10 protein-coding genes are annotated in these 13687 nt (G+C 71.4%); 3 read left to right on the top strand and 7 right to left on the bottom strand.

The window, feature by feature from the left end; all coding sequences use genetic code 11:
• The first annotated feature begins 41 nt into the window (after positions 1-41).
• Together manD and ACVW07_RS15265 are read left to right on the top strand one after the other, a co-directional pair.
• The gene (manD, locus tag ACVW07_RS15270; RefSeq protein ID WP_456820080.1) at positions 42-1337 is read left to right on the top strand and encodes a D-mannonate dehydratase ManD; all 1296 of its coding nucleotides are present in this window, start codon (positions 42-44) and stop codon (positions 1335-1337) included.
• A 29-nt stretch (positions 1338-1366) separates the two neighbouring features.
• Positions 1367-3460, top strand: coding sequence for an alpha-glucuronidase (locus tag ACVW07_RS15265; RefSeq protein ID WP_456821093.1), 2094 nt, complete (start codon positions 1367-1369; stop codon positions 3458-3460).
• A 9-nt stretch (positions 3461-3469) separates the two neighbouring features.
• Here the strand turns inward: ACVW07_RS15265 and ACVW07_RS15260 are convergent, their stop codons facing one another.
• The 7 genes from ACVW07_RS15260 to ACVW07_RS15230 form a co-directional block, all read right to left on the bottom strand.
• Positions 3470-3772 carry a DUF427 domain-containing protein gene (locus ACVW07_RS15260; RefSeq protein WP_456820079.1) on the bottom strand — a complete coding sequence of 101 codons (303 nt, stop codon included), beginning with the start codon at positions 3770-3772 and terminating at the stop codon, positions 3470-3472.
• Positions 3769-4542, bottom strand: coding sequence for a YesL family protein (locus ACVW07_RS15255; RefSeq protein WP_456820078.1), 774 nt, complete (start codon positions 4540-4542; stop codon positions 3769-3771). The genes ACVW07_RS15260 and ACVW07_RS15255 overlap by 4 nt, the downstream gene beginning before the upstream one ends.
• A 5-nt stretch (positions 4543-4547) precedes the next feature.
• On the bottom strand, positions 4548-6167 hold the full coding sequence (locus ACVW07_RS15250; protein ID WP_456820077.1) for a GH39 family glycosyl hydrolase: 1620 nt from the start codon (positions 6165-6167) through the stop codon (positions 4548-4550).
• Between the two features lie 72 nt (positions 6168-6239).
• Positions 6240-8288, bottom strand: a complete 2049-nt coding sequence (locus ACVW07_RS15245; protein WP_456820076.1) for a beta-galactosidase — start codon at positions 8286-8288, stop codon at positions 6240-6242.
• A gap of 93 nt (positions 8289-8381) precedes the next feature.
• Positions 8382-10046, bottom strand: coding sequence for an ABC transporter substrate-binding protein (locus tag ACVW07_RS15240; protein ID WP_456820075.1), 1665 nt, complete (start codon positions 10044-10046; stop codon positions 8382-8384).
• A gap of 52 nt (positions 10047-10098) precedes the next feature.
• Positions 10099-11046, bottom strand: a complete 948-nt coding sequence (locus tag ACVW07_RS15235) for a carbohydrate ABC transporter permease (RefSeq protein WP_456820074.1) — start codon at positions 11044-11046, stop codon at positions 10099-10101.
• Entirely contained in the window at positions 11040-12200 is a 1161-nt protein-coding gene (locus ACVW07_RS15230) for an ABC transporter permease (RefSeq protein ID WP_456820073.1), read from the bottom strand. Before ACVW07_RS15230 ends, ACVW07_RS15235 begins: the two co-directional genes overlap by 7 nt.
• Before the next feature lie 254 nt (positions 12201-12454).
• On the opposite strand from ACVW07_RS15230, the gene ACVW07_RS15225 reads away from it, so the two are divergent.
• Positions 12455-13549, top strand: a complete 1095-nt coding sequence (locus ACVW07_RS15225; protein WP_456820072.1) for a LacI family DNA-binding transcriptional regulator — start codon at positions 12455-12457, stop codon at positions 13547-13549.
• The last annotated feature ends 138 nt before the right edge of the window (positions 13550-13687 follow it).

The raw sequence follows: 13687 nt of genomic DNA, 5'->3' as shown, positions 1-13687 counted from the left end.
CGACCGGCGCGTGACTGCCGCGGATCGGAGACACGACAGCCATGCCCGCGCAGCAGGACGACCCGACCGGCACCGCCTCGCCCGAGCACAGCGGAGCAGCCCGCACGGGCAGCGCGATCCGGTCCGCGGAGGTGCTCGTCACGAGCCCGGACCGCAACTTCGTCACGCTCCGGGTCACCACCGAGGACGGCGTGGTCGGTCTCGGTGACGCCACGCTCAACGGTCGCGAGCTCTCGGTGGCCAGCTACCTGTCGGACCACGTCGTGCCGCTGCTGGTCGGCCGGGACGCCCACCGCATCGAGGACACGTGGCAGTTCCTCTACCGGTCGGCCTACTGGCGTCGCGGACCCGTGACGATGGCCGCGATCGCCGCGGTCGACGTGGCCCTCTGGGACATCAAGGCGAAGGTCGCCGGGCTGCCGCTCTACCAGCTGCTCGGCGGGGCCAGCCGCACGGGGATCATGGCGTACGGGCACGCGAGCGGCAGGGACGTGCCCGAGCTGTTCGACTCGATCCGCCACCACCAGGAACAGGGCTTCCGCTCGATCCGCGTGCAGACCTCCGTGCCGGGCATCGACGCGGTGTACGGGGTGGCGGCGCAGCCGTCGTCGTCGGGCCGCTACGACTACGAGCCCGCGCAGCGCGCCCCCCTGCCCGCCGAGGAGGACTGGGACACCCGCGCCTACCTGCGGCACCTGCCCGGCGTGTTCGAGGCGGTCCGGAACGAGTTCGGTCCCGAGCTGCCGCTGCTGCACGACGGCCACCACCGGATGACCCCGATCCAGGCCGCCCGCCTCGGCAAGGACCTCGAGCCCTATGACCTGTTCTGGCTGGAGGACTGCACGCCCGCCGAGAACCAGGACGCGCTGCGCCTCGTCCGGCAGCACACCACGACGCCCCTCGCGATCGGCGAGGTCTTCAACACCGTGTGGGACTACCAGACGCTGGTCCGCGAGCAGCTCATCGACTACGTCCGGTCCGCCGTCACGCACACCGGCGGCATCACGGCGCTGCGGCGGATCCTCGACTTCGCCGCGCAGTACCAGATCAGGTCCGGCATCCACGGGCCGACCGACATCTCCCCCGTCGGCATGGCCGCCGCGCTGCACCTCGACCTGGCGATCCACAACTTCGGCATCCAGGAGTACATGCAGCACGGCGCGCGGACGAACGAGGTGTTCCGCCAGACGTTCACCTTCGACGACGGCTACCTGCACCCCGGCGAGGTGCCCGGGATCGGCGTCGAGTACGACGACGACGCCGCCGCGCGGTACCCGTACCAGGCCGCCTACCTGCCGTTCAACCGGCTCAAGGACGGCACGGTGCACGACTGGTGAGCGAGGTCCCTGACCAGCACGTCCACCCGATGTGGCTGCCCGACGAGGCCTTCCGGCCGCTCGGCCGACGTCGCGTGCTCGTCGCCGTCGGACCGGACGACGGTCCGGTGGCGGCGACCGTCGTCGCGGAGGTCAGGACCGCGACGGCCCGTTTCGGCGGGCGTGCCACGTCCACGCTGGACGGACCGGTGTCGGCTGGCGACGTGCAGGCCCACGACGTCGTGCTCGCCGTGGTCGGCAGCTCGGGACGCACCGGGACGCCGTCGGCAGACCTGGCCAACACTCCCCCACCGACGCGGACCGACCCGTACCTGCCGGCGGTCGAGGCAGCGCTGGACGGGTTGCTCGTGCTGGGCCGCGGGACGCCGATGGAGCCGGGCTCGGCGATCCACCTCCACCATGACGGGCGCACCGTCGTCGCCGCTGCGGACGCCGCCGGGCTGCTCTACGGTCTGCACGACCTGGTCCGTCGCGGCGAGGCGGCCTTCGCGGCCGAGGACGACGTGGTCGTCGCCGATCTGCCGGCGAACGAGATCCGGATGCTCGACCACTGGGACAACGTCGACGTGCACCCGGTCATGGGCCAGGTGGAGCGCGGCTACGCCGGCGGATCGCTGTTCTACGCCGACGGCCGGGTGCGCGACGACCTGTCCCGGGTCGGGCAGTACGCCCGGCTGCTCGGGTCGGTCGGGATCAACGCCGTCGGGCTGAACAACGTCAACGTGCACGCCACCGAGGCCAGGCTCCTCACCGACGGGCTGCCGGACGTCGCGCGGCTGGCCGACGTGTTCCGGCCGCACGGCATCCGCACCTACCTGTCGGTGTCGTTCGCGGCGCCGATCACGGTCGGCGGCCTGCCGTCGTCGGACCCGCTCGACCCCGCTGTCCAGGCGTGGTGGGCCGGCGCCGTCGCCCGGGTCTACGCGACGATCCCCGACTTCGGCGGCTTCGTCGTCAAGGCGGACTCCGAGGGTCAGCCCGGCCCGTTCGCCTACGGTCGCGACCACGCCGACGGGGCCAACCTGCTGGCCCGCGCGCTCGCGCCGTTCGGCGGCACCGTGTTCTGGCGGGCGTTCGTGTACGACCACCGGCAGGACTGGCGGGACCGCTCGACGGACCGCGCCCGCGCGGCGTACGACCACTTCACGCCGCTCGACGGCCGGTTCGACGACAACGTCGTCCTCCAGGTGAAGTACGGCCCGATGGACTTCCAGGCCCGCGAGCCTGTCTCCCCCGTCATCGCCGCCATGCCGCAGACCCGGCTGGCCGTCGAGCTGCAGGTCACCCAGGAGTACACGGGGCAGCAGCAGCACGTCTGCTATCTCGGGCCGCAGTGGTCGGAGATCCTCGGGTTCCCGCTGGCCGCGGACGGCCGGACCGTCGCGCGGCTCGCGACCGGTGGGCTCGCCGCCGTCTCGAACGTCGGCACCGACGGGTTCTGGACGGGCCACCCGCTGGCACAGGCCAACCTCTACGCGTTCGCCCGGCTCGCCTGGGAACCGTCGGCCGACCCGGTCGCTCTGCTCGACGAGTGGATCGGCCTCACGTTCGGCACCGACCCGACGGTCCGGGAGGTGCTGCACGACCTGATGGACGGCTCGTGGCGCACGTACGAGGACTACACGGCACCGCTCGGCGTCGGCTTCATGGTCACGCCCGGCACCCACTACGGCCCGTCCGTGGACGGGTACGAGTACAGCCCGTGGGGCACGTACCACTTCGCCGACCGGGACGGCATCGGGGTGGACCGGACCCGGGCGACCGGCACCGGCTTCACCGGCCAGCTCCCGCCGCCGTGGCGGGACGTCTACGAGTCGCCCGACACCTGCCCCGACGAGCTCCTCCTCTTCTTCCACCACGTGCCGTGGACGCACGTGCTGCACAGCGGCGTGTCCGTCGCGCAGCACGTGTACGACACCCACTGGGAGGGTGCGCGACGCACGGAGCAGCTGGCCGACCGGTGGGGCGCGGTGCAGGGCCGGGTGCCCGACGACCTGTTCGACCGGGTCGTCGAGCGGCTCGCGGAGCAGGTGCGGTGCGCGCACGAGTGGCGCGACCAGGTGCGCACCTACGTGTGGCGGACCAGCGGCGTCCCGGACGCCCACGGCCGGACCATCTACTGACCCGGTCGCCTACTCGACGACCTCGACGTCCTTCCAGAAGGCCACGTAGTCGGTGAAGTCCTTGCCCACCCGCTCGAACGCGCTCGGGTAGGGGGCCGGATAGCGCCACGCGCGGTCGGGGAGCACGCGACCGTCGACGGTGACCGTGAGGTACTGGCACTCGCCCTTCCACGGGCACGTGTACGGCGTCGGGCTGGTCGAGACGAGCTCCTCGTTGACGCTCGACGGCGGGAAGTACCAGTTCCCCTCGATCTTGATCAGGTCCTCCACGGCCGCCTCGGCGACCACCGTGTCGCCCACCACTGCCCTCATGACTCCCCCTGTCCGCGCACCGTCGGTCCGTCCTCGCCATGAGACGTCCCTCCGGCCCCGCGCGCAAGGCGTGGGGAGGGACCGGGGCCGTCGTGGGTGAACCGCTCGGTCACGTCCGCCACGACCGGGCCGGCGTTCCGGACGAGCATCAGCACGAGGACCGACGCGAGCAGCGCGAGCAGCAGGTCGGTCGCGGACACGGCGACGGCGACCCCGACGACCAGCAGCGACACCACCCCGAGCGTCACCAGCGGCTTGGCGGCGAGGTAGTACGCCGCGAGCCGGGCGACGTCGCGCGTGCGGAACGCGAACAGCGACGACAGGACGAGCGCGTTGCCGGCCCACACCAGCACCCCGGCGGCGAGCACCAGGGAGACGATCGTGAACGCGCCCCCGGCCGACGCGTTCACGCCGAGGACCGCCAGCACCACGAGGGTCGGCACCCACCACAGGAGCACGTCGCGCCAGCTCTGCCGGTAGCCCCGCCAGTAGTGCCGCGCGGGGGCGAGGTCACGGTCACCCGCCGCAGCGTGCAGGTAGTCCCGCCACGCGAAGACGGCCGCGGCGAGCGCGGGCCCGATCGGCACGGCCGCGAGGGCGACGAACGGCACGTTGCCCAGGGAGCGGTCCAGGGCCGCCACCAGCAGGAGACCGGGCAAGGACGTGAGGACGACGAGCACCTCGATGACGAGGGCCCAGTAGACGCCGGCGGACCAGCGGGCGAGGGGGCCGCGCCCGACCTCGGAGAAGTGCTCGGCGTCCCGGCTCATGGTGGTCACGGTGCCGTGTCGCCGGAGAGCAGGCGCGCGGCGCGCCCTCGGCCCGGCAGGTCCGCGACGAGCCGGTCGTCGTCGACGCCGAGCAGGCGGCGGTCGTCGAGACCGTCGTGCCGCTCGGCGCGCACCGGCCGGACCTCGAGGAACGTCACCTCGTGCCGGGCGAGGTGCAGGTCGAGGGTGACCCTGCCGTCGACGACCGGCAGCGCGGCGTGGGACGTCGCCGGGCGCGCGAGGTCGCGCAGCACGTCGAGGTCGCGCTCCGTCGGGGACGCGGGCCGGCCGAGCTCCCGCCAGGCGGTGAACGCGTTCCCGTCCTGCTCGTTGACCCGCTCGCGCACGACGAACGCGGTCCGTCCGTCGTCGGCACCGTCGTCGCCACCCCGGCCGTCGGGGACGGACACGGACAGGCGGAGTGAGTGCCGCTCGTCGACGGCGGGCGCGTCGGTCCCGCCGACGGGCTGCCAGGCGAGGACCGTGACGCGCCCGTCGGGGTCGGCGCACACCAGGTGGTCGTCGCCGCGGGCCAGCACGTGCCGGCCCATCCGCGCCATGAAGGCGTACAGGTGGTACGTCGGCTTGGGCACCTGGCGGTGCGTGAGCAGCCCGAAGCCGCCGTGGAAGAGCGACGTGGGGATGCCCTGCTCCTCGAACACGTCGGCGAACGTCCAGTAGGAGAACGAGTCGACGAGGTCGCCGCCGCCCGCGAGGACCGGGGCCAGGTAGGCCGCGTTGTAGGCGGTGTCGTGGACGGGGTTGTCGGGGCGGTACGACGTGTTGAACTCCGTGATGTGCACCGGCAGGTCCGCGAGCTTCGTGCCCGCGAGGTGCCGCCGAGCCGCCCCGAACTGGTCGAGCAGCGTCTGTGGGGCGGTGAGCGTCTGGTAGGCGCCGAACGGCACCGGCTGCGCCGGACCGGAGCTGTAGGCGTGCCGGCTGACGAAGTCCACGGGCACGTCACGGCTGGTGACGAACTCCGCGAACGGCGCCCACCACTCGTCGGACCCGGGCGAGATCGCCGGGCCGCCGACCTGCAGCGACGCGTCCACGTCCTTGATCGCCCGGGCCGTCGCCTCGTACAGGCGCAGGTACTCGGCCTGGTCGGCGCCCTGCCAGAAGACGTCGAGGTTCGGCTCGTTCCACACCTCGATCGGCCACGTGCGGACCTCCTCGATGCCGTACCGGTCCACGAGGTGCCGCACGACGGCGACGACGAGCGCCCTCCACTCGTCGTACGACGCGGGCGGCGTGACGTTGCCCTTCCACCAGAACACCGTCTGGTCCCCGGACGCGAGCTCGGACGGCATGAAGCCGAGCTCCACGAAGGGCTTGATGCCGAGCTGCAGGAACGCGTCGTGCACCTGGTCGACGTACGAGAAGCCGTAGCGGACCCGGCGCTCGCCGTCATGGTCGTAGGGCCGGTACACGCCCATGTCGTCGGACAGCAGGCCGTGGCCGCGGATGTAGCGGAAGCCGATGTCCCGCTGGACCTGGGCGAGGGAGTCGCGGTAGTCGGCGCGCAGGGCGAGGTTGAGCCGGCCGGTGCCGACGCAGGCGCGCCACGCCTCGGAGAGGGGGCCGACCGGCTCGGCCGGGACGACGACGGTGCGGGTGCTCATGGACGCTCCTGGGGCGACGACGGGTGGACGGGTCGGTGCTCGGTCCTCATGGTGGCGCGTCGTGGTCGGCGGTCAGTCGTCGGTCCGCAGCACGAGGACCGCGGCGGGCTCGAGGGTCAGCGGCTCACCGGCACGGACGTCCTGCCCGGTGAGGAGGTCCGTGCCGGAGACCTGCGCGGTGACCGTGACGGGCGACGGCCCGTGGTGCAGCACGAAGCGGTACGTCGTCCCGTCCGGGGCGACGCGGTCGACGACCTCCACGCCGTCGTCCGCGGCGTGCGGCCCGGTGAGCCCGTGCCGCCCGAGGACGTGCCGCACCACGCGGGCGACCCCGCGGTCGTCGAGCAGCGTGGCCACGTACCAGGCCTCCCCCGCGCCGCGCTGCGCGCAGGTCACGGCGGCGCTGCCGGCGTAGAAGTCGGCGGTGTAGGTCCCGACGACGACCGTGTGGGCGTCGGGCACCACGACCTCGAACACGTGCCGGGCGTCGTGCACCGCCGTGGTGCCCGGGCGACCCAGGGTGAGGGCGACCGGGTTCGAGACGTCGGGCTGCTGCGCGTCCGTCTCCTCGACCCGCAGACCGAGCAGGTCGCGCAACGGGCCGGGCGCGTCGGCGAGGAACGCGGAGTCGTCCTCGTCGACCCGGCCGGACAGCGTGGTCGTCAGCAAGGTCCCGCCGCGCTCGACGAACGCCGCCAGCCGTTGCGCCAGGTCGCCCTTGAGCAGGTGCAGCACGGGGGCGACGACCACGTCGTACGCGCCCAGGGGCGCGGTCACGGGGACCACGTCCACCAGGGCGTTCATCCCCCACAGCGCCCGGTGGTACGACCCGAGCACGTCGAGGTAGCGCACGTTCCGGTTGGGCCCGTCGGACATCTCGAGCGCCCACCACGAGTCCCAGTCGAGCAGCAGCGCCACCTTCGCGGGCGTGCGGGCGCCGAGCGTCGCGTCGCCCAGCGCGGCGAGCTGCGCCCCGAGATCGGCGACCTCCCGGAACACCCGGGTGTCGGTCCGGCCGGCGTGGTCGAGCACGGCGCCGTGGTACTTCTCGCACGCCCCGCGCGACTGCCGCAGCTGGAAGTACAGGGCCGCGTCGGCGCCGTGCGCGACCGCCTGCCACGTCCACAGCCCGAGCACGCCGGGGCGCTTGACCGGGTTGACGTCGCGGCTGGCCGTGGTGGACGGGGTCTGCTCCATCACCCAGAACGGCTGCCCGCCGCGCAGCCCGCGGACCACCGCGTGCGACAGCGCCATCCGGGCGGCGGTCCGCACGGGCGAGGGATCCTCGGGCGGGTAGTTGTCCCACGCGGCGAGGTCCAGGTGCTCGGCCCAGCGGTGGTAGTCGACCGGCCGGTACAGGCCCATGAGGTTCGTGGTGACCGGGGTGTGCGGCACGTGCTCCCGGATCGCCGCCTTCTCCGCGACGAAGCCGCCCAGGAGCGCGTCGGACATGAACCGCCGGTAGTCGAGCGTGATGCCCTGGAACGCGGTGTGGTCGGGTCCGCGCCAGTGCTCCGACAGGGCGGTCGGGGGCTCGATCTCGTCCCAGTCGGTGAAGGTGTGCGACCAGAAGGTCGTGTTCCAGGCGTGGTTCAGGCGCGCGAGCGTGCCGTACCGGGCGCGGAGCCACGCCCGGAACGCCGCCGCGCACAGGTCGCAGTAGCAGGCGCCGCCGTACTCGTTCCCGACGTGCCAGGCGACGATCGCCGGGTTGCCGCCGTAGCGCTCCGCGAGTCGCCCCGCGAGCGAGACGGACAGCCGCCGGAAGGCCGGCGAGGACGGGCAGTGGTTGTGCCGCTGCCCGTACACGTGCCGGCGACCCTCGAAGTCGACACGGCACACGTCCGGGTGCGCCCGCGCGAGCCACGGCGGCATCGCCCCGCTCGGCGTCGCCAGGACGACGTCCCGCCCCTCCTGGGCCGCCCGGCCCACGATCGCGTCGAGCACCGTGAAGTCGTACCGGTCCTCGGCGGGCTGCAGGTGCGCCCAGGCGAACACCCCGACGGTCAGCGTGGTGATGCCCGCGAGGTCGAACGCACGGTGGTCGGCGTCCCACACCTCGGCCGGCCACTGCTCAGGGTTGTAGTCGCCGCCGTAGCGGACCTGGGACGCAGAAGGCATGGGAGACGGCTCCAAGGAGGGGGACGACGAGAGCCGGCCCCGCGCCAGGGGGGATGGGAGCGCGGGGCCGGCCGTCAGGGGGCGCGGGTCAGCTCACTTGGCTGCCAACGCCTGGTTGTACGTCTCGACGTACTGGTCCACGTTGAGGCTCTTGAGCTCGGTCTGCCACTTGTCCCAGTCGGACAGGGGGCGCTGGCCGAGGATGAACGCGGCCGTGTTCTGCGTGACCGAGTCGTTCAGCGCCGCCTGCCAGAGCGTGATCTGCTCCTGCTGCATCTCGTCGAGCGGCGCGGCCGGCGGCAGCGACAGCTCCTCCTTGTCGGCCATCGCCGCGATGAAGTCGTTCGTCGCCGGGGTGTTGAGGCCCTGGACGAGCTCGTCCGACGAGCCGTTGGCCAGCATCCAGACGCCGTTGCTGAAGCCGAAGTCGGCGTTGAGCTTCTTGGTGCCGGCGGGGTTCACACCGTTCCAGTCGACGTCGGCCGCGAGCGCCCGCGTGTCGCCGTCCTTGGTGAACGTGGTCCCCTCGACGCCGTACTTGGCGTACTCGATGCCGCTGTCGGAGTAGTACAGCCAGTCGGCGAACTGCAGGAGCGCGAGGAAGTTGGGCTGCTCGGCGGCCTTCGACGAGATCATGAAGCCCGACGCGACCCGCCCGCCCGAGGCGACGCTGTCACCCGCAGGGCCCTCGGGCACCCGGATGAGGTGCACCTTCGCCTCGGTGTTGCCGGCGTCGGTGAACGTCTTGGCGTACGAGGTGATCTCCTGGGTGTTCCCGGAGATCGCGAGCGACTGGCCGCTGCCGAACTTCTGCTTGGCCGTGTCGTCGTCCTGCGTCACCGACTCCGGGTCGAGCAGGCCGTCCTTCACGAGCGACGCGAAGTACGAGACGAGGTCCTTGTAGCCGTCGGTCGACGCGGCGTACTCGTACTTCTTCGTGTCCGTGTCGTACCAGAGGCCGTTGCCGAAGCCCCAGCCCGCCACCGTGCCGAAGTTGGGTGCCGCGAGCTGCAGCGTCGCGCCCAGCGGGTTGTTGTTGGTGGTGGACCAGCGGTCCGACATCGGCCAGACGCCCGGGTTCGCCGTCTTCAGCGTCTCGAGGTCGTCCTTCAGGTCGTCCCAGGTCTTCGGGTCCTCGGTGATGCCCGCCTTCTCCCACGCGTCCTGCCGGATCGCGATGGAGTACTGCGGCTGGGGCGACTGGTACAGCCCGGGCAGCATGTAGTACTTGCCGTCGGCCTGCTTGAGGTTGTCGATGTAGGGCTGGAGGTCCCAGTCCTTGACCTTCTCCTGGAAGTTCGGCATGTACTTCACGTAGTCGCTGATCGGCAGCAGCGTGCCGCCCGAGACGAACTGCGTCTCCTGGCCCGGGTACGTCACGGGGATGAGCTCGGGAGCGTCGCCCGCGCTGATGATGAGCGACTTCTTCGCGTCCCAGTCGCTGAGCGGGGCGCTGGTCAGGTCGAAGCTGACCTTGTTCTTGTCCGCGAGGTTGCTGAAGAACAGCCAGTCCTTGTTCAGCGGGTAGTTCGGGTGGTCGCGGTAGAGCACGCTGAACGTCACAGGCTCGGTCGCCACGAAGTCGGTGCCGGCGGCGAAGTCCTTCATCGCACCGACGCTCTGCGCCGCCGGGATGCCGCTGGCGGTCGCGGACGGCTCGGACGTGGCGCCGTCGTCCGACGAGCACGCCGCCGTGAGCGTGAGCGCGAGCACCGCGACCGAGGCGGCCGCGACCGAGCGCTTTCTTGCTGACCTCATGGTTCTCCTTGGAAGAATGAGTGGGGGAAGTGGCAGGGCGTCGACTTCTTCGTCATTGCTTGACCGCGCCGAGCATCACGCCCGACACGAAGTACCTCTGGATGAACGGGTAGAGGCAGATGATGGGCAGGACCGTGAGGAGCATCGTCACGGACTGCACGTTGGCGCCGATCTGGCTGAGGTTGTCCGTCCCGCCGCCCTGGATCGAGGTGCCGCCGGAGACGCCCGCCATGAGGTTGCGCAGGTACACGGTCACCGGGTAGAGGTTCGGGTCGTCCATGTAGAGGAAGGCCCCGAACCAGCCGTTCCAGAACGACACCGCGTAGAACAGCAGCATCGTCGCGACGACGGCCTTGCTGAGCGGCAGGACGACCTTGAAGAACACGCCGTACGTGCTCATGCCGTCGATCTGCGCCGCCTCCTCGAGCTCGCTCGGGAAGCTCTCGAAGAACGACTTCATCACCAGCAGGTTGAAGATGCTGATGGCGTTGGGCAGCACGATCGCCCAGAGCGTGTTCCGGAACCCGAGGTGGCTGATGAGGATGTAGTTCGGGATGAGGCCACCGTTGAAGAACATGGTGGCGACGGCGACGCCGATGAAGAACCTGCGGCCCTTGAGGTACGACTTGGACAGCGCATAGGCGTACGTCGTGGTGAGGGCCATCGCGATGGCGGTGGCCACGACCGTGTACTCGACGGTGTTCCGGTAGTTCCGCCAGAACATGTCGTCGCCCAGCACCACCTGGAAGGTCGTGAGGTTGAAGCCCCGAGGGACCAGGTTGACCTGGCCCGTCGTGATGTAGCTCTCGGAGCTGAACGCCTGCGCCACGATGTTGACGAACGGGTAGAGCACGAGCGCCGCGAGGACGACCAGGAGCGCGCCGTTCACCACGCGGAACCACCGGTAGCCCCGGCTGTCCTTGACGCGGGTCCCCTTGCCCGGCCGGGCGGCGGGGGCCTCGGGCGGCGTCGGCCGGCCCGGGAGGTCGGTGGTCACCACAGGCTCGCCCCCACGGTCCTGCGCGAGATCGCGTTGGCGGACAGGATCAGGGTGAGGCCGATGACCGCCTCGAACAGACCGATCGCGGTCGCGTACGAGATCGAGTTCGACACGATGCCGACCCGGTACAGGTACGTGGAGATCACGTCGGCCGTCGAGTAGATCAGCGGGTTGGACAGCAGCAGGATCTTCTCGAAGCCCACCGCCATGAACGTCCCGACGTTGAGGATGAGCAGCACGACCATCGTCGGCCGGATGCCGGGCAGCGTGATGTGCCACGTCTGCCGCCACCGGTTGGCGCCGTCGATGCGGGCCGCCTCGTACAGCTGCTCGTCGATCGTCGTGAGCGCCGCGAGGTAGAGGATCGTGCCCCAGCCCACCGTCTGCCAGACCTCGGACGTCAGGTAGATCGTGCGGAACCAGCTCGGGTCCTGCATGAACGCGACGGCGGTGCCGCCGAACCGCTCGACGATCTGGTTCACCGTGCCGTTGACGGACGTCAGCTGGAACACGATGCCGGCCACGATGACGACCGACATGAAGTGCGGCAGGTAGGAGATGGTCTGCACGCTGCGCTTGAAGTGCCGGGACCGGACCTCGTTGAGCATGAGGGCCAGGATGATCGGCAGCGGGAACACGACCAGCAGCGTGAGGAAACCGAGGATCACGGTGTTCGTGAACGCGTGCCAGAACTGCTGGTCGTTGATGAACATCTTCACGTAGTAGAGGCCGACCCACTCGTCGCCGAACATGCTCCCGCCCGGCCTGAACCGCCGGAACGCGACGACGTTGCCGAGGATCGGCCAGTACCGGAACACCGCCAGGTAGGCCAGCGGCAGGACGAGGAAGGAGTAGAGCCGCCAGTCGCGCCGCAGCGCCACGCGCCACGTCTGCGTGGCGGGCCGGACGACCTGGCCGTCGTGGGTGGTCCACGTCTGGGTCCGGGACCTGCGGGACCGCCGCTTGCGGGGCCGCTCGGGGCCGGCGCCCTCGCGCGGGCCGAGACCGGTCTCGGTCTCCGTCTCCGTCTCCGGGAGGACCGTGGGGACAGGCACGATGCCGGTGGCGGCGACGGCGACCGGTTCCGCGACGGTGCCGGCACTGCCGGCACGTTCGGCACGGCTCACGCGGTGGTCCCGGGCTTCCGCGGTCATGGCTTTCACACCTCCTCGCCCACATCGTCGTGAGCCGCAAGTATCGACATCGGTATCGATAGCAACCGAGTATCGACACTAGGTCGGTGCGGAGAAGAGCGTCAATCCGGTCATGACATTTGGCAAACTCCCCCATGTTTTCAGTCATCTCGACCTCGAAACATCGCACGGCGGGCGTGGGAGGTAGGCGCGGGCGGAAGGCGATGCTAGGTTCGAACCCGAAACTTGCGGCGACCAAGGGACCGACGAGCGCGATGACCATCACGGAGACCGGCGGCGACCACCGGACACCGGACGAGCCCGTCCCGACGGGCCCCGAGGACGAGCACGCACCGCGCCCGGGCGGGACGGCGACGATCGCGCTCATCGCCTCGGAGGCGGGCGTCTCCATCCCCACCGTCTCCAAGGTCCTCAACGGCCGCACGGACGTCGCCGCGGTGACCCGGGCACGGGTCGAGGAGGTCATCGACCGGTACCAGTACCGCCGCCGTCGCGGGCGCACCCCCAGCGGCCCCGGGCTCATCGACCTCGTGTTCCACGAGCTCGACTCCGCGTGGGCCGTGCAGATCATCAAGGGCGTCGAGGAGGTCGCCGGCCCCGAGCGCGCGGGCGTGGTCCTGTCCGAGCTCGGCGGCGCGCACCGCCCCCGCCAGGAGTGGCTCGACGACGTCCTGGCCCGCCGCCCGCGCGGCGTCATCCTGGTGCTGTCCGACCTGGACCCGGCCCAGCGCCGCCAGCTCGAGACGCGCTCCATCCCGTTCGTCGTCGTCGACACCGCCGGCGAGCAGCCGCCCGGCGTCCCGACCGTCGGCTCCGCCAACTGGGCGGGCGGCCTCGCCGCGACCCGGCACCTGCTCGGCCTCGGTCACAAGCGCATCGCCGTCATCTCCGGGCCCGTCGACGTGCTGTGCAGCCGCGCCCGCATCGACGGGTACCGCTCCGCGCTCGACGAGGCCGGCGTGGCCATCGACCCCGCGCTCATCCGGTACGGCGACTTCTTCGTCGGCGGCGGGTACAAGCACGGCATGGACCTGCTCGACCGGCCCGACCGGCCCACCGCGATCTTCGCCGGCTCCGACTTCCAGGCGCTCGGCGTGATGCGTGCCGCCCGCGAGCTCGGGCTGGGGATCCCCGAGGACCTGTCGGTCGTCGGCTACGACGACCTGCCGGTCACCGAGTGGATCGGCCCGCCGCTCACCACCATCCACCAGCCCCTGCAGGAGATGGCCGCCACCGCCACCCGGATGGTGCTGGCCCTCGCCCGAGGCGAGGTCCCCACCAACCAGCGCATCGACCTCGCGACCGAGCTGGTCGTCCGCGAGAGCACGGCCCCTCCCCGCACCGTCTGACCCGGCGAGCCACCCGCCGCCCACGGACCACAGCGCGGGAGCCCGCGAGCCGGGCCCATCCTGGCCGGGCACGTCCGGGCACGTCCGGGCACGTCCGGGCCGACGGGCGGGGCCCAGCAGGGCCGGCCAGCCGCGAGA

The organism is Cellulomonas sp. URHB0016, assembly GCF_054057935.1.
Note: the sequence above shows the minus strand (reverse complement) of the source record. Positions and strands in the feature narration are given on the sequence as shown.